The organism is Enterobacter sp. SES19, from assembly GCF_011765665.1.
In the GTDB taxonomy this organism is placed as follows: domain Bacteria; phylum Pseudomonadota; class Gammaproteobacteria; order Enterobacterales; family Enterobacteriaceae; genus Enterobacter; species Enterobacter pseudoroggenkampii.
In genome coordinates, this window is record NZ_CP050320.1 from 2,749,632 (window position 1) to 2,765,256 (window position 15,625).

General features: G+C 52.9%; 20 protein-coding genes. 14 read left to right on the forward strand and 6 right to left on the reverse strand.

What is annotated here, in order from left to right; all coding sequences use genetic code 11:
• The 4 genes from trpCF to GXP72_RS13065 all read left to right on the forward strand — a co-directional run bounded on the left by trpCF (position 1) and on the right by GXP72_RS13065 (position 4,464).
• Positions 1-1,359, forward strand: coding sequence for a bifunctional indole-3-glycerol-phosphate synthase TrpC/phosphoribosylanthranilate isomerase TrpF (gene trpCF, locus GXP72_RS13050; protein WP_157189312.1), 1,359 nt, complete (start codon positions 1-3; stop codon positions 1,357-1,359).
• 10 nt (positions 1,360-1,369) lie between these two features.
• A complete protein-coding gene (gene trpB / locus GXP72_RS13055; protein WP_208762974.1) occupies positions 1,370-2,563 on the forward strand; it encodes a tryptophan synthase subunit beta in 1,194 nt (397 codons plus the stop codon).
• On the forward strand, positions 2,563-3,372 hold the full coding sequence (gene trpA / locus GXP72_RS13060; RefSeq protein ID WP_208762975.1) for a tryptophan synthase subunit alpha: 810 nt from the start codon (positions 2,563-2,565) through the stop codon (positions 3,370-3,372). The genes trpB and trpA overlap by 1 nt, the downstream gene beginning before the upstream one ends.
• Before the next feature lie 216 nt (positions 3,373-3,588).
• On the forward strand, positions 3,589-4,464 hold the full coding sequence (locus GXP72_RS13065) for a GNAT family N-acetyltransferase (RefSeq protein ID WP_208762976.1): 876 nt from the start codon (positions 3,589-3,591) through the stop codon (positions 4,462-4,464).
• A gap of 76 nt (positions 4,465-4,540) precedes the next feature.
• Here GXP72_RS13065 and GXP72_RS13070 read toward each other — a convergent pair whose 3' ends face one another.
• Positions 4,541-4,957 carry a hypothetical protein gene (locus GXP72_RS13070; RefSeq protein ID WP_048990757.1) on the reverse strand — a complete coding sequence of 139 codons (417 nt, stop codon included), beginning with the start codon at positions 4,955-4,957 and terminating at the stop codon, positions 4,541-4,543.
• Positions 4,958-5,206: 249 nt separating this feature from the next.
• Between GXP72_RS13070 and yedE the strand changes: the two genes are divergently transcribed.
• The 3 genes from yedE to GXP72_RS13085 all read left to right on the forward strand — a co-directional run bounded on the left by yedE (position 5,207) and on the right by GXP72_RS13085 (position 7,113).
• Positions 5,207-6,418 carry a selenium metabolism membrane protein YedE/FdhT gene (gene yedE / locus GXP72_RS13075; RefSeq protein ID WP_208762977.1) on the forward strand — a complete coding sequence of 404 codons (1,212 nt, stop codon included), beginning with the start codon at positions 5,207-5,209 and terminating at the stop codon, positions 6,416-6,418.
• Positions 6,415-6,648, forward strand: coding sequence for a sulfurtransferase-like selenium metabolism protein YedF (yedF, locus tag GXP72_RS13080; protein ID WP_003856774.1), 234 nt, complete (start codon positions 6,415-6,417; stop codon positions 6,646-6,648). Before yedE ends, yedF begins: the two co-directional genes overlap by 4 nt.
• Before the next feature lie 126 nt (positions 6,649-6,774).
• Positions 6,775-7,113, forward strand: a complete 339-nt coding sequence (locus tag GXP72_RS13085) for a hypothetical protein (RefSeq protein ID WP_208762978.1) — start codon at positions 6,775-6,777, stop codon at positions 7,111-7,113.
• A gap of 46 nt (positions 7,114-7,159) precedes the next feature.
• Here the strand turns inward: GXP72_RS13085 and ompW are convergent, their stop codons facing one another.
• Complete coding sequence (gene ompW, locus GXP72_RS13090) at positions 7,160-7,792, reverse strand: outer membrane protein OmpW (protein WP_024907105.1); 633 nt, start codon at positions 7,790-7,792, stop codon at positions 7,160-7,162.
• Between the two features lie 281 nt (positions 7,793-8,073).
• On the opposite strand from ompW, the gene GXP72_RS13095 reads away from it, so the two are divergent.
• The 4 genes from GXP72_RS13095 (at position 8,074) to yciA (ending at position 10,337) form a co-directional block, all read left to right on the forward strand.
• The gene (locus tag GXP72_RS13095; RefSeq protein WP_048990749.1) at positions 8,074-8,478 is read left to right on the forward strand and encodes a YkgJ family cysteine cluster protein; all 405 of its coding nucleotides are present in this window, start codon (positions 8,074-8,076) and stop codon (positions 8,476-8,478) included.
• 25 nt (positions 8,479-8,503) lie between these two features.
• Complete coding sequence (locus GXP72_RS13100; RefSeq protein WP_208762979.1) at positions 8,504-9,247, forward strand: YciC family protein; 744 nt, start codon at positions 8,504-8,506, stop codon at positions 9,245-9,247.
• 56 nt (positions 9,248-9,303) lie between these two features.
• Positions 9,304-9,843 (forward strand): septation protein A, encoded by a 540-nt coding sequence (locus GXP72_RS13105; protein WP_032647595.1) that lies wholly within the window; start codon positions 9,304-9,306, stop codon positions 9,841-9,843.
• Positions 9,844-9,947: 104 nt separating this feature from the next.
• Positions 9,948-10,337, forward strand: a complete 390-nt coding sequence (gene yciA, locus GXP72_RS13110; RefSeq protein WP_208762980.1) for an acyl-CoA thioester hydrolase YciA — start codon at positions 9,948-9,950, stop codon at positions 10,335-10,337.
• 44 nt (positions 10,338-10,381) lie between these two features.
• Here yciA and tonB read toward each other — a convergent pair whose 3' ends face one another.
• Positions 10,382-11,104: a TonB system transport protein TonB gene (gene tonB / locus GXP72_RS13115; protein WP_208763918.1), complete on the reverse strand. Its 723-nt coding sequence runs from the start codon at positions 11,102-11,104 to the stop codon at positions 10,382-10,384.
• Between the two features lie 220 nt (positions 11,105-11,324).
• Between tonB and GXP72_RS13120 the strand changes: the two genes are divergently transcribed.
• Entirely contained in the window at positions 11,325-11,621 is a 297-nt protein-coding gene (locus GXP72_RS13120) for a YciI family protein (protein WP_024907101.1), read from the forward strand.
• A 29-nt stretch (positions 11,622-11,650) separates the two neighbouring features.
• On the opposite strand, the gene GXP72_RS13125 is transcribed toward GXP72_RS13120, so the two are convergent.
• The 3 genes from GXP72_RS13125 to GXP72_RS13135 form a co-directional block, all read right to left on the reverse strand.
• Entirely contained in the window at positions 11,651-12,616 is a 966-nt protein-coding gene (locus tag GXP72_RS13125) for a helix-turn-helix domain-containing GNAT family N-acetyltransferase (RefSeq protein WP_208762981.1), read from the reverse strand.
• A gap of 93 nt (positions 12,617-12,709) precedes the next feature.
• Positions 12,710-13,345: a leucine efflux protein LeuE gene (gene leuE, locus GXP72_RS13130; protein WP_208763919.1), complete on the reverse strand. Its 636-nt coding sequence runs from the start codon at positions 13,343-13,345 to the stop codon at positions 12,710-12,712.
• A 111-nt stretch (positions 13,346-13,456) separates the two neighbouring features.
• Entirely contained in the window at positions 13,457-13,630 is a 174-nt protein-coding gene (locus tag GXP72_RS13135; protein WP_021240326.1) for a YciY family protein, read from the reverse strand.
• 158 nt (positions 13,631-13,788) lie between these two features.
• Between GXP72_RS13135 and cls the strand changes: the two genes are divergently transcribed.
• Entirely contained in the window at positions 13,789-15,249 is a 1,461-nt protein-coding gene (cls, locus tag GXP72_RS13140; RefSeq protein WP_008502791.1) for a cardiolipin synthase, read from the forward strand.
• Between the two features lie 33 nt (positions 15,250-15,282).
• The gene (locus GXP72_RS13145) at positions 15,283-15,612 is read left to right on the forward strand and encodes an HI1450 family dsDNA-mimic protein (RefSeq protein ID WP_006810881.1); all 330 of its coding nucleotides are present in this window, start codon (positions 15,283-15,285) and stop codon (positions 15,610-15,612) included.
• Positions 15,613-15,625: the final 13 nt, after the last annotated feature.

Below are 15,625 nucleotides of genomic sequence, written 5' to 3' on the forward strand. Positions count from 1 at the left end.
ATGCAGACCGTTTTAGCGAAAATCGTTGCCGATAAGGCCATCTGGGTGGAAGCCCGCAAGCAACAGCAGCCGCTTGCCAGTTTCCAGAATGACGTCGTACCAAGCCAACGTCGTTTCTATGATGCCCTGCAGGGTGCGCGCACCGCGTTTATTCTTGAGTGCAAAAAAGCCTCCCCGTCAAAAGGCGTTATTCGTGACGATTTCGACCCGGCACGTATTGCCGGCATTTATAAGCATCATGCGTCAGCCATCTCCGTGCTGACGGATGAGAAATATTTCCAGGGCAGCTTCGATTTTCTGCCGATCGTCAGCGGCATCGCGCCGCAGCCGATCCTGTGCAAAGACTTTATTATCGATCCGTATCAGATCTGGCTGGCGCGCTTTTACCAGGCCGACGCCTGCCTGCTAATGCTCTCGGTACTTGACGACGAGCAGTACCGCCAGCTTTCCGCCGTGGCGCACAGCCTGAACATGGGCGTGCTGACCGAAGTGAGTAATGAAGAAGAGCTGGAACGCGCGATTGCGCTGGAAGCCAAAGTGGTTGGCATTAACAACCGCGATCTGCGTGACCTGTCCATTGACCTGAACCGCACGCGCCAGCTGGCGCCGCGTCTGGGCGCTGGCGTCACGGTCATCAGCGAATCCGGCATTAACAGCTACGCCCAGGTGCGCGAGCTGAGCCACTTCGCTAACGGTTTCCTGATTGGCTCCGCCATGATGGAACATGACGATCTCAATGCTGCAGTACGTCGCGTGCTGCTGGGTGAAAACAAAGTCTGCGGCTTAACCCGCGAACAGGACGCCCAGGCCGCGTATGAAGCCGGCGCGATTTATGGCGGGCTGATTTTTGTGGATTCCTCTCCTCGCGCGGTCAGCGAAGAGCAGGCGCGTAAGGTCATCGCCGCGGCACCACTCAGCTACGTGGGCGTGTTCCGCAACGCAGATATTGCAGACGTTGCGGCAAAAGCCGACGCGTTATCTCTGAGCGCGGTGCAGCTTCACGGCGATGAAGATCAGGCCTATATCGATGCCCTTCGCGCCACGCTGGCACCGCAGGTACAGATCTGGAAAGCGCAACGCGTTGACGATACGTTGCCCCCGCGTAACCTGAACCACGTGGATAAATACGTCCTCGATAACGGCCAGGGCGGAACCGGCCAGCGTTTTGACTGGTCTCTGCTGAACGGCGAAAAGCTGGACAACGTTCTGCTGGCGGGCGGATTAAGCCCGGACAACTGTGTAGAAGCCGCGAAAACCGGCTGCGCAGGCCTCGATTTCAATTCAGGCGTAGAGTCCCAGCCGGGTATTAAAGATGCCAGCAAACTGGCCTCGGTTTTTAAAACTCTGCGTGCATATTAAGGAAGAGAAGATGACGACATTACTTAACCCGTATTTTGGTGAGTTCGGCGGGATGTACGTCCCGCAAATCCTGATGCCCGCGCTGCGCCAGCTGGAAGAAGCGTTTGTGAGTGCGCAGAAGGATCCGGCGTTTCAGGCGGAATTTACCGACCTGCTGAAAAACTATGCAGGCCGCCCAACGGCCCTGACCAAATGCCGCAACCTGACGGAAGGCACCAAAACCACGCTGTATCTTAAGCGTGAAGACCTGCTGCACGGCGGCGCGCATAAGACTAACCAGGTGCTGGGCCAGGCGCTGCTTGCCAAACGTATGGGTAAAACCGAAATCATCGCCGAAACCGGCGCAGGCCAGCACGGCGTGGCCTCGGCGCTCGCCAGCGCCCTGCTCGGCCTGAAATGCCGCATCTATATGGGGGCGAAAGACGTTGAGCGTCAGTCTCCGAACGTTTTCCGCATGCGGCTGATGGGTGCGGAAGTGATCCCGGTGCACAGCGGCTCCGCGACGCTGAAGGATGCCTGTAACGAAGCGCTGCGCGACTGGTCTGGCAGCTACGAAACCGCGCACTATATGCTCGGTACCGCGGCGGGCCCGCACCCGTTCCCGACCATCGTGCGTGAATTCCAGCGCATGATCGGTGAAGAGACCAAAGCGCAGATCCGCGAAAAAGAGGGTCGCCTGCCGGATGCGGTCATCGCCTGCGTCGGCGGCGGATCTAACGCTATCGGCATGTTCGCAGACTTTATCGACGACACCAGCGTGGGTCTGATTGGCGTCGAGCCTGCGGGCCACGGCATTGAATCGGGTGAACACGGCGCGCCGCTGAAGCATGGCCGCGTGGGGATCTACTTCGGCATGAAATCCCCGATGATGCAGACCGATGAAGGCCAGATTGAAGAGTCTTACTCTATCTCTGCCGGCCTCGACTTCCCATCCGTCGGGCCGCAGCACGCCTATCTGAACAGTACCGGTCGCGCGGACTATGTCTCCATTACCGATGACGAAGCGCTGGAAGCGTTCAAAACGCTGTGCCGCAGCGAAGGGATCATCCCGGCGCTGGAGTCTTCACACGCTCTGGCCCATGCGCTGAAAATGATGAAAGACAATCCGGAAAAAGAACAGCTGCTGGTGGTGAACCTTTCCGGTCGCGGTGACAAAGATATCTTCACCGTTCACGATATTCTGAAAGCACGAGGGGAAATCTGATGGAACGCTACGATAACGTATTTGCAGAACTGAAATCCCGCCAGGAAGGCGCGTTCGTTCCCTTCGTCACCCTGGGCGACCCTGGCCCTGAACAGTCGCTGAAGATCATCGACACCCTGATTGAAGCCGGTGCCGATGCGCTGGAGCTGGGCATCCCGTTCTCTGACCCGCTGGCGGATGGCCCGACCATTCAAAATGCGACGCTGCGCGCGTTTGCCTCGGGCGTCACGCCGACCCAGTGCTTCGAGATGCTGGCGGCGATCCGTCAGAAGCACCCCACTATCCCGATTGGCCTGCTGATGTACGCCAACCTGGTATTCAACCACGGTATCGATGAGTTTTACGCCGAGTGCGCGCGCGTGGGCGTCGACTCCGTTCTGGTGGCCGACGTGCCGGTTGAGGAGTCTGCGCCATTCCGCCAGGCTGCGATGCGTCACAATGTCGCCCCTATTTTTATCTGCCCGCCAAACGCGGACGATGAGCTGCTGCGCCAGATAGCCTCTTACGGGCGCGGTTACACCTACCTGCTCTCCCGCGCAGGCGTGACCGGTGCCGAGAATAAAGCCGCGCTGCCGCTGCATCACCTTGTGGAGAAGCTGGCCGAGTACCATGCCGCGCCTCCGCTGCAGGGTTTCGGGATTTCATCCCCGGATCAGGTCACCGCAGCGATTGAGGCGAAAGCGGCAGGTGCCATCTCCGGCTCTGCGATTGTGAAGATCATCGAAAAGAACGTGGACAAGCCAGAGCAGATGCTGGCCGAGCTGAAAGCGTTTGTGACTGCAATGAAAGCGGCGACGCGTAAAGCCTAACCCTTCGACCGTCTGGCATCCCAGCCAGACGGTCCTCTTTTTTTACACGCTCTCTTCATTTCCAGCATTCATATCAGTTGCAATAAATAGCACACTAATACTTAATTCATCCCTTCACTAAACAAGTAGTCAACAATATCTCTTTGTCGATTTACATACTGCAAAGAATGTATAAAGTATGCGTATATCTGTTATTGCAAAAAATATTTGGTCAAAATGTTAAGAAGTTTCATTTGTGGATGGGAAGAGTGCGATCTGAGTATTTACCGTCAGGCTTATTCTGTTTATGGCGGAAGTGTATGCACACACCCGGATGTGCTAACTTACCTGGCAAACAAACGAAAAAAAGACATTCGTTTTTTCTGTAGAAAAAAAGATGGTATTATTGTCTCATCAACTTACTCCATCAGTGGATCCCTGAATCTCTATTCAAAATCGCACCCGTTTGTTTTTGAGGATATAATATTACCCAGCGCCCCTCATTCAAAATTTTTCCTTCCCGTCAGGACAAAAAAACTTTCGCCATTACAGAAAAACGTGTTCATCAATTCATTCAGCAGTAAAATGCTGAATGATGAGATATGTCATATGAAATCTGTATTTTCTCCAAAAACGATTAAGAAAAGAAATGGCGAAAGGAATCGCTTCCTCAAGCTTGGAGGGGAAATACTGGATGTGAACACTCTTTCTGCTGAGGAAATTTGCGACAGTTACATAAACTTATTTAATGCTCGCTGGCGCGGTAAGATATCACCCTATCCAAGAGAGAACCTGCTGGATGCTATTGAAAATCTGAGGCATATGGTTTTTGGCTCCGCGCTCGCATTCAATAAAAAAATCATAGCAATTGATTTAATATTCAAAACTGAATGCCCCGAATGGATTTATTTCGATGACATCAATGGTGGATATGATCCCCAATATAATGACATTGGTGCGGGGAGCGTCTTGCTCTGGGAAAATTATAATCGCGCCCGAGAGCTGTGTGCGCGGGATGAGAAACAAATCATATTCTCATTGGGAAAAAACTTCGCCGGAATGGAGTATAAAAAACAGTGGTGTAATATCATTCCTCTGAGACGTGTATTTTGATGTAATTTTATGACGTACCTTAGCTGTACGTCTTATAAAAAATAAGACTACGGCCACTCGGATCTTTGCAAACTTCTTAGTCCATTATCTGCTGAGCACTTTTCATGGTGACATTTTTGTTTGCAATTTCTCTTGCGGCCTCTTTAAGGGCTATATTCATCGCCACCGTTGTTACTGGCTTTGCAACGCCTTTTACGCGATTTGATTTACTTTGAAAAACATAGATATCCAGGGGGTTAGCTAGCTTTCTTTTATTAAATAATTGCCGCAGTATCTTGCACAGTCTCACTGTCCGCGACTCAAATTTTGGTGTTGCCGCGAGATACAACAGATCATCGTTAATATCACTGTATTTTATGTTTACAACCCGGCAGCTTTCAGTACGTAAAAAAAATAACGTCAACCATAAATCACCCCACGTCTTTGAAATTCGGTACAACTTCTGATGAATGGCCATGAATTCATCAGTGGTTATAGAATCAGTTTTCGCCATTGAAAACGCCTGCATCGAGCTTTAGCATGCCTTAACATAACATTAACTATTTAAATATTTATTCAACGCCTGTGCTGTCGCATCCTGAAGCCAGGCGTGGCTGAATAAGCCGCTCGGTTTAGTGATAAAAGTCATGAAAAAGGGAGGTATTTTAGAGAAAGGCATCAGCGAGGTTTTAGAGTAAGGAAAAAAGTTATATATTCCAGTCCGTTAATTCCACATATTCCTTCTGAGTTCAGAGGCTTCTTCATGTCATGGCAATTCTTCAAACAGACTTACCTGGTTAAGTTCTGGTCACCTGTTCCGGCCGTTATCGCGGCAGGCATTCTCTCTACTTATTATTTTGGCATTACCGGTACCTTCTGGGCCGTAACCGGCGAGTTCACCCGCTGGGGTGGCCAACTGCTGCAACTCGCTGGCGTACATGCCGAAGAGTGGGGCTACTTTAAACTCATTCATCTGGACGGTACGCCGCTCACCCGCATCGACGGGATGATGATCATCGGCATGTTCGGCGGCTGTTTCGCGGCGGCGCTGTGGGCAAACAACGTTAAGTTGCGTATGCCCAAAAGCCGGATCCGCATTCTGCAGGCGATTATCGGCGGCATAATTGCCGGATTCGGCGCGCGCCTGGCGATGGGGTGCAACCTTGCCGCCTTCTTTACCGGGATCCCTCAGTTTTCTCTTCACGCCTGGTTCTTTGCTGTCGCCACGGCCATTGGCTCTTACTTTGGCGCAAAATTCACTCTACTGCCGCTGTTTCGCATTCCAGTGAAAATGGTAAAAGTCAGCGCAGCGTCTCCGTTAACCCAGAAGCCCTCTCAGGCACGCCACCGTTTCCGCCTCGGAATGCTGGTCTTTTTCGCCATGATCGCATGGGCGCTCTGCACCGCTCTGAATCAGCCCAAACTCGGTCTGGCGATGCTGTTCGGTGTGGGTTTTGGTCTGCTCATTGAACGCGCGCAGATCTGCTTCACCTCCGCGTTTCGCGATATGTGGATCACCGGGCGCACGATGATGGCGAAGGCGATTATCGCCGGGATGGCGGTCAGCGCCATCGGCATCTTCAGCTATGTTCAACTGGGCGTCGAACCAAAAATCATGTGGGCCGGTCCTAACGCGGTCATTGGCGGCCTGCTGTTCGGCTTCGGGATCGTGCTGGCTGGCGGGTGTGAAACCGGCTGGATGTATCGCGCCGTCGAAGGCCAGGTGCATTACTGGTGGGTGGGTCTGGGAAATGTGATTGGTTCTACGATCCTGGCGTATTACTGGGATAACTTGTCTCCCGTCCTGGCCACCAGCTGGGACAAGGTCAACCTGCTGAATACCTTCGGGCCTCTCGGCGGCCTGTTGGTCACCTACGCCCTGCTGCTGGTCGCTTTTTTACTGGTCGTCGCACAGGAGAAACGCTTCTTCCGCCGTGCCACTGTCAAACCTGAAACGCAGGAGAACGCCGCATGAAAGAGATCGTGCCTGATTACCGTCTGGATATGGTCGGTGAGCCCTGTCCTTATCCGGCGGTTGCTACGCTTGAAGCACTACCGCAGCTTAAGAAAGGTGAAATTCTGGAGGTGGTCAGCGACTGCCCGCAGTCCATCAACAACATACCGCTGGATGCGAAAAACCACGGTTATACGGTGCTGGATATCCAGCAGGATGGCCCCACCATTCGCTATCTGATTCAAAAATGATCGCTAAGGGCCTCGTAAGGGGCCTTTATCGTATTGAATTATAAGACATCTTGATCCACGGCAAAAACGCAGTTTTCGACTTAAGTAAAATCTCATTTCCCTTTTGAAGGAGGTTTTCGCGGTTTGATGTATTTACGAGCTTTACTGGTTTTCGCCTTATTGATTCCCTTCCATGCACTGTCCCTGAATTTCTCTTCTACCTTCCTGCGCCTTAATTGTCCGCAAAGAGGACTTGTCGAAGTTATTCTTCACGTTTATGACCACACCCAGGAACGATGGCACGGTCATTTTGAAACCGGCGCGGGGCACAAACGTGCGGGTGATACCGAAATTATCCCGTTTGCCAACGGCGATATTCTCTTCCATTCCCAGTCGAGCGACGCTTTCAGCTATTTATATGATGGGGAAACGATCCTGAGGCATTGCGTAAAGCTTGATGAGCGGCCGGTTTATCCGTCGTTTTGAAGTGAGCAAATCAAACTGGCCACCCTGTGGCCAGTTTGACGGCGGATCAGAAACGATAACCCGCAGAGAACATGAACACCCACGGATCCAGCCGAGTATTGATACTTTGCTGCTGACCGCCCGCCTTGAAGCGTACGTCCGTATCAATATCCATGTACCAGACCGAGGCGTTGATCAGCCAGTCGCGGTTAATCAGGTAATCCAGACCGACCTGTCCCGCCATGCCCCACGAATCTTTCAGGCTGAGATCCGTCAGACCCGCCTCTTTACCGGTATCGTTGAATTTCTCATCAAAGAAGGTGGTGTAGTTCACACCGGCGCCAATATAAGGGCGCACCTTGCTGCTTGAGTCACCAAAGTACCATTGCGCCATCAGCGTTGGCGGTAAATGGTGAACCGTGGCGATATCACCGGTCGGCCCGAGACCCACGCGATGACGGAACGGCGTTGCTGCCAGAAGCTCAACACCAACATTATCCGTCGCCATATAGGTGAACGTTAAACCTAACTGGGTGTTATTACTGACGCTAAAACCGCCCATACCCAGCACGTTATCCGATCCTTCAGTTGGGCGAACCGTAGCCGAACCGGCACGAATAAAGAATTCGCCTGCTTCATGCGCATACGCGCCGCCAGAGAGACTGCTTAATACAAGGGCTGCCACCGCTAATTTTTTCATATCCACTCCATCGTTGTGGTTTTAATCGCGGGTGAGAATATACTCACAAAAGGGTAATAAGTGATCTGCCACAGATCACATTAAAACCAGTAACTTAACATTCATTGATCTGGATTAATTTTTTGTTACGCATCCAAAACCAATAAGTTGTTTCCATGTCAATTTTTGGCATTTCACGGTTACAAAATTTTCCCGTTTCCCCCTCTTGCTCTTCCTCTGGCGGCTGGATAATTTATCGCTTCACAAGTTGATTTGATGCGTTCTTCTTTTGCAGGTGTGCCATGAGTGATATTAACCCGTGCATGACGTGCGGAGCCTGTTGTGCGTATTTTCGAGTCTCTTTCTACTGGGCCGAAGCCAGCGATGGCGGCGGTGCCGTTCCGGTTCATCTTACCGAGCCGTTAACCCCCTTTCTGCGCTGCATGAGCGGCACAAACCAAAAGCAGGCTCGCTGTGTTGCGCTACAGGGCGAGCCTGGGGTCTCTACCCGGTGTTCTATCTATGAGGATCGCCCCAGCCCGTGCCGGGAATTTGCCATGTCGGGGGAAGATGGGCAGGTCAACGAAGCCTGTAACCGCGCCCGCGCCCGCGTTGGATTACCGCCGCTTTACAAAGATATGCTTTTCCATACAAGCCTTGATGCTGCCACAGCAGGTGCATCCGGTGTACAATTGCCGGCTAATTAACACCTGCAATACTCAAGGAGAGTGCATGTCTATCACGGCGAAGTCTGTCTACCGTGACACGGGAAACTTTTTCCGCAATCAGTTCATAACCTTTTTACTGATCGCGTTGCTATGTGCCTTTATCACGGTGGTGCTGGGCCATGCCTTCTCACCGAGTGAAGAACAGATTGCCAGCCTCAGCCAGGGCGACCACCTTGCGGGTAGCGTGGGGTTGTTTGAACTGGTGCAAAACATGACGCCTGAGCAGCAGCAAATTCTGCTGCGCGCTTCTGCCGCGTCCACGTTCTCAGGCCTGATTGGTAATGCAATTCTGGCGGGCGGCGTTTTGCTGATGATTCAGCTGGTATCGGCGGGTCACCGGGTCAGCGCCTTGCGGGCGATTGGTGCCAGCGCGCCGGTCTTACCTAAGCTGTTTATCCTGATCTTTTTAACCACCCTGCTGGTGCAGATGGGGATTATGCTGGTCGTGGTGCCGGGTGTGTTACTGGCTATCGTGCTCTCATTTGCGCCGGTGATGGTCGTGCAGGATAAAATGGGGATTTTTACCGCGATGCGCAGCAGCATCCGACTGGCATGGGCTAATATGCGTCTGGTGGCGCCCGCCGTGATCGGCTGGCTGCTCGCCAAAACGCTGCTGTTATTGTTTGCGCCGAATTTTGCGGTATTAACGCCCAATGTTGGCGCGGTAGTGGCGAATACGCTGAGCAATCTGATTTCAGCGGTACTGCTGGTCTATCTGTTCCGCCTGTATACGTTAATTCGTCAGTAATCTGGAGGCGGGGGACATCGCAGTCTCCCGCCCCGCTCAGAAGATGGAATCACAGAATGAAGCAGTTTCTTGATTTTTTACCGCTCGTGGTCTTTTTTGCTTTTTATAAGCTGTACGATATTTATGCCGCCACCACTGCGCTGATCGTTGCGACCGCCGTCGTACTGATTTACAGCTGGGTTCGCTATCGTAAAGTCGAAAAAATGGCGCTGGTTACCTTCGTCCTGGTCGCCGTATTCGGCGGGCTTACCCTGTTCTTCCACAATGATGAATTTATTAAGTGGAAAGTGACCGTCATTTACGCGCTGTTTGCGGGCGCATTGTTAATCAGCCAGTGGGTGATGAAAAAGCCGCTGATCCAGCGCATGCTGGGCAAAGAGCTGACGCTGCCTCAACACGTCTGGTCCCGTCTGAATATCGCCTGGGCGGTCTTCTTTATTCTCTGCGGTCTCGCTAACATCTATATTGCTTTCTGGCTGCCGCAGAATATCTGGGTCAACTTTAAGGTCTTTGGCCTGACTGCGCTGACGCTTATCTTCACGCTGTTAAGCGGCGTATACATCTATCGCCACATGCCGCAGGACGACAAGCACTGATTAATGACTGACCAGAACGTCAACGACAGGCGTTCTGGTCTATTCTCTCCGCTTTGAAATCATAGTAGCATCCCGCCTGAAGTCTTCCGTTACGAGTTAAAACAATGACAACAACTAACGCCCCTCAGGGCGAACTGGTTTTACGCACACTGGCAATGCCCGCTGACACCAATGCCAATGGCGATATTTTTGGCGGCTGGCTGATGTCGCAGATGGATATGGGCGGCGCAATTCTGGCAAAAGAGATCGCCCACGGGCGCGTGGTGACGGTGCGGGTGGACGGCATGACCTTCCTGCGCCCGGTTGCGGTAGGGGATGTGGTTTGCTGCTACGCGCGCTGCGTGAAACGTGGCAATACCTCCATTTCCATCAACATCGAAGTCTGGGTGAAGAAAGTCTCTTCTGAGCCGATTGGGCAGCGTTATAAGGCCACTGAAGCGCTGTTTATTTATGTCGCAGTGGACAGCGAGGGTAAACCTCGTCAACTTCCATAAGCCTGATCGACAGGCAAAAAAAAGCCTCCTTTCGGAGGCTTTTTTTATTCCATCTGCGCCCCGCCGTTCAGGCGGAAAACGATATTAACAATCAATCCGCTGCCCGGCTTGCCTGGCTCATAGCGCCATCTGCGCATGGCAGATTTCACTTCGCGCTCAAACATATTAGAAGGCTGAGCAGACAAGATTTCCACGTTATCCACGCGGCCATCCGCAGTGACATCAAATTTCACCCGTACGCGGCCTTCAATACGCAAGGCCTGAGCTCGCGCCGGATACTGAGGCTGATTGCGGCTTACGGCTCGCGGGCCCGCTGGCGCGGTAATCGTTGGCTTTGAAGTCGTTGCCGTATTGTTCATCACCGGACGTGAAGGCGCTGCATTTTCTACCGGCTGGGTCGCGCGCGGTTCAACCGGACGTTCCTCGCGTTTCGGACGCTCTTCGACCTTCTTCACCGGTTTTGGCTTCGGCTTAGGTTTTGGCTTCGGTTCAGGCTTGTGGATCACCACCGGGGCTTCCTTCGGTGGCGCCGGAACAGGCTCGGGTTCTGGCTCCGGTTCAGCCACCGGCTGTGGCGGCGGAGGGGCAACCTGCGGCGGTTCAAGATCCGCTGGCGAGACCATCGTCACCGAAATCGGCTGCGCGGGCGCTGGCATTTCAATAACCTGATGAACCGAGGTATACAGCAGACCCGCCACAACGGCACCGTGAATCACGACAGAAAGCAGCGTCGGCCAGGGAAAGCGGCGAGGTAAATCAAGGGTCATCGAAGTCATAGTCATCAACGTTAAAAAACCGAACACTGATTTTAAATGCAAATAGCAATCATATTCAATAAGACACTTTGTTCTGACGCAACTTTAGCGCATGAGAGGCCAAAAAAGGCGCATTCAGATCAGGGTATTAACATTGTTTTTATTTTACATTGCAGTCGTTTGCCCTTTCACATAACGTAACTGACACTTTTACCGGTTAAGGAGCTTCGCCGTGTTTTACGTGATTTACTCTGAAGATGTTGCTGATTCGCTCGAAAAACGCCAGGCTGTGCGCCCTGCGCATCTGGCACGTTTGCAGTTGCTTCAGGATGAAGGTCGATTACTGACCGCCGGCCCTATGCCTGCAGTAGACAGTAACGATCCGGGCGCCGCCGGTTTTGCCGGCTCTACGGTTATTGCTGAGTTTGAATCCCAGGAAGCCGCTCAGGCCTGGGCTGACGCAGATCCGTATGTTGCAGCAGGTGTGTATGCGAAGGTGACGGTTCGACCGTATAAGAAAGTGTTCTGATATCAAAGCGGCTCCGCAAGGAGCCTTTTTTATAGCGCCGGTTGTGCGTCTTTATACCGGGTAAACTGCTGCTCTGTAATCAGGCTTCCCCACTGGTCGCCTTCCCACTCTTTTACCAGCGTAAACCCAAACGACTCGTACAGGCGCCGGGCGGCGGTCAGCTTATTGAATGTCCAGAGGTGCACGGCTGAAAAACCGGCGCTGTCGCAAAAACGAATCGCTTCATTCAGCAGTCTTTTCCCCACGCCGTGTCCCCGGCAGCCATCATCAAGAATAAACCAGCGAAGATGGGCTTCACCCGTTGCCAGATCCTCGCCATCGATCGCCACTGACCCCACTATCCTGCCGTTCATCATTGCCAGCCAGATCTGGTTGCACGGCTTATCCAACCGTTCACTAAATTCTGCGAGTCCTGTCGCCACTTTGGCCTCAAAAAAGCGGCCAAAATGATGTTCACGAGCGTAATAACTCCCGTGCATTTCCGCTATACGGCCAATCATGCCGGGGATATACCCCTGCACTATCGTAAGCTCGTCAGGGTGCGTCTCGTTGCCCGACTCACGGCATGCCTGCAGCGCATTGGCATAAAGGGTGAGCCCCTCCGAAATGGTCTGCTGCTGGGCAGGAGCAAGACATTTTATTGCTGAGACCACACGCTCATTGCTGAAGGCATTAATTTTGCTGACCGTCTCGTGACCTTTCGCGGTCAGCCTGAGGCTCTTTGCTCTCGCATCCTCAGCAGAAATAACTTCCTCGAGTTCGCCCGCGGCAATCAGGCGAGCAAGCATCCGGCTGACGCTGGACTTTTCCAGGCCCAGCAGTTGCACCAGCTGACTCGCCGTCATCTGTTTGCGTAAGGCGATTTCGACCAGGGTATGGACGGCCGAAGGTGAGTAGCTCGTTGAAGCCAGGGTAGAACCCATAAAACCTAACTCTCGCACCATGAGGCGCGAGGAACGTCGAATAACGCTGACTACCGGGGTTTCGCTGTGCATGTTCTGTCCTCACCATTTAGTTGTACTATACAACTAAATGGTGAGGCGTTGTCAAACAGAATGAAAAAAGCTCCCGCAGGAGCCTTTCATCAATCAATGCAGCGACGCTAACCTCGCCGCAAACCCAACAAACAGCAGCCCTATCAGCCCGTTCCCCAGCTTTGCCAGTTTCTTTTTCGTTTTGAGATAACGCGTGACAAACGCACCGGAGAAGATCAGGAAGCTCATGTACATGAAGCTTATCAACTCAAGCGTCGTCGCGAGGATAAGGAAAGAGGTGCCGGTGTTCTGTGCGTTCACGTCAATAAACTGAACGAAGAACGATACGTAGAACAGAATCGCTTTTGGATTGGTCAGGCTCAATACCAGCGAACGTTTCATGATCATACTGGCAGGTTCGGGGCCGCTCTCATGCGCGTTTTTCTGACGGTTCACCACCGACCAGAGCATTTTGCCCCCCAGCCACAGCAGATAGAAGGCGCCGAGATAGCGCACGATGTTAAACAGCACCGGCGTGGTCTGGATTAATGCTGCGACACCCGCCCAGGCCAGAAACATCAATACCGCATCACCGATAAACACGCCTGTGGCGGCGAGATACCCTTTTTTAACGCCGTGACCAATCCCGGTTTTCAGCACAAACAGGGTATTCGGCCCCGGTACCAGCACGATAAAAAATGCGCCAACAACATACGTCCAGAAATTCAGTACGCCAAACTCCGCAAACACTTCTTCTCCCTCCTTTTGCTCAATACACCAGGAATAGCGCTGCAAATACGCTACTCCTAAAAATCAGACGCTATAAAATCAGCGGGCACCATTACGGTGCCCTCATGGTACTCAGATATCCTGGACTGCGAACAGCAACGCGTTGCGATGCCGGGTCATTCCACATTTTCTGATGGCGTGAATACGCATATTGCGGCGGGATTGTGCTTCCAGCCAACGAGCCTTGCGACGACTCACCTGTCGCAACATGCGCCAGCGCCCTACTTCTGTTCTACTGCGCTTCATGTCTACAACTCTTTCTCTAACACTTTTTCTCTAAAAGAAAGGCCATTATAAACCCAACCCTGCGGCAAACCAGCGCTTTTACCTGGCGTTTTTATTTGCCAGATGAATCCTGATGCGTACACTCATAACAATACGCTTTCAAAAGGATTTTTTTACCTATGACAACCTTCTACACCGTGGTGAGTTGGCTGGTCATTTTGGGATACTGGCTGTTAATCGCAGGTGTGACATTACGCATCCTGATGAAGCGCAGAGCCGTTCCCTCTGCCATGGCCTGGCTTCTGATAATCTACATCCTCCCGCTGGTGGGAATTATTGCCTATCTCTCTTTCGGTGAGCTTCATCTGGGTAAACGCCGCGCAGAGCGGGCCCGTGCCATGTGGCCCTCAACCGCAAAGTGGCTGAACGATCTTAAAGCCTGCAAACATATCTTTGCCGAGGAGAACAGTAGCGTCGCATCGTCACTGTTTAAGCTGTGCGAGCGCCGTCAGGGGATTGGTGGCGTTAAGGGCAATCAGCTCCAGCTGCTGACCTCGTCCGACGACGTCATGCAGGCATTGATCCGCGATATCCAGCTGGCGCGTCATAATATCGAGATGGTTTTTTATATCTGGCAGCCCGGCGGGATGGCTGACCAGGTCGCTGAATCGCTGATGGCCGCGGCGCGACGCGGCATTCACTGCCGTCTGATGCTTGACTCCGCAGGCAGCGTGGCATTTTTCCGTAGCCCCTGGGCGGGCATGATGCGTAATGCAGGGATCGAGGTGGTCGAGGCGCTGAAGGTCAATCTCCTGCGCGTGTTTCTGCGCCGGATGGATCTCCGCCAGCATCGCAAAATGATCATGATCGATAACTATATTGCCTACACCGGCAGCATGAACATGGTTGACCCGCGCTTCTTCAAGCAGGACTCTGGCGTGGGCCAGTGGGTGGATTTGATGGCGCGAATGGAGGGGCCGATTGCCACCTCGATGGGCATCGTTTACTCCTGCGACTGGGAGATAGAAACCGGCAAACGCATTCTGCCGCCACCGCCGGACGGCAATATTATGCCGTTTGAAGAGGCCAGCGGTCACACTATTCATACCATTGCTTCCGGGCCGGGCTTCCCGGAGGATTTGATTCATCAGGCGCTGCTGACGGCAACGTACTCGGCGCGTGAATACCTGATCATGACGACGCCCTACTTTGTTCCCAGCGATGACCTCCTTCACGCGATCTGTACCGCGGCGCAGCGCGGCGTCGATGTGAGCATTATATTGCCGCGCAAAAATGACTCCCTTCTGGTGGGCTGGGCCAGCCGGGCCTTCTTTAGCGAACTGCTGGCCGCAGGGGTGAAGATCTACCAGTTTGAAGGTGGATTGCTCCACACCAAAAGCGTGCTTGTCGACGGCGAATTAAGCCTGGTGGGAACGGTCAACCTGGATATGCGCAGCCTGTGGCTCAACTTTGAAATCACGCTGGTTATTGATGATGCCGGCTTTGGCGGCGATCTCGCCGCGGTGCAGGATGATTATATCTCCCGCTCGCGGCTGCTGGATGCCAGACTGTGGGTAAAACGTCCGCTGTGGCAGAGAATTGCCGAACGACTGTTTTACTTCTTTAGTCCGTTGCTGTAAAACGTGCCCAACGATGTTAAACAGGTAGTCATCATGGAAATGGATCTGAACAATCGCCTGACCGAAGACGAAACGCTCGAGCAGGCCTATGACATTTTTCTCGAACTGGCGGTTGATAACCTCGATCCCGCAGACGTGATCCTCTTTAATCTGCAGTTCGAAGAGCGCGGCGGTGCCGAACTGTTCGACCCTTCAGAAGACTGGGCTGAGCATGTGGATTTCGACCTGAATCCTGACTTCTTTGCCGAAGTGGTCATCGGGCTGGCCGATGAAGACGGTGGCGAGATTAACGATATTTTCGCCCGCGTCCTGCTCTGTCGAGAGAAAGACCACAAGCTGTGCCATATCCTCTGGCGCGAATAATAAAAAAGGCTGC